A 393-nucleotide genomic window follows, 5' to 3' on the forward strand; every position below is an offset into this window, starting at 1 on the left:
ATGGTCGCTGGCAGCCATGGGGCAATACGAAAGATCACAGTATCGGCAGCCGTTCCGGGTGCAGCGATGAACCATGCCACGGCGCCGCGGCACCCTGCGGGTATCGGCCTGCGTTCCTGGGGACGCACCGACACTGGCGGGGATAGCCTGACTCTTGATCACTGGCCCGCGCCGCCTGCCCTGGCGCCTTATATCGGCAGCTTTTTCCAGATATGCGGCGCCGATCCGCTGCAGGAAGACTTGCTGCCGGCCGGCCCAGCCATGCTGGCGATATTCCTGCGCGGGGAAGGGCTGCTGCGGCTGCCCGGCGGCCTGGCCGATGCGAGCGCGCCGGCCAGCGTTATCACGCCGCTGCGGGCCGCGGCGCGGATCGAGATTGCCGGGCCCTGGCAC

Annotated in this window: 1 pseudogene; it reads left to right on the forward strand. The window is 69.0% G+C overall.

What is annotated here, in order from left to right:
• Window positions 1-66 precede the first annotated feature (66 nt).
• Window positions 67-393: pseudogene (locus tag H926_RS28775) on the forward strand (hypothetical protein); the annotation flags it as partial.

The organism is Novosphingobium sp. B-7 (genome assembly GCF_000410615.1).
Classification (GTDB): Bacteria; Pseudomonadota; Alphaproteobacteria; order Sphingomonadales; family Sphingomonadaceae; genus Novosphingobium; species Novosphingobium capsulatum.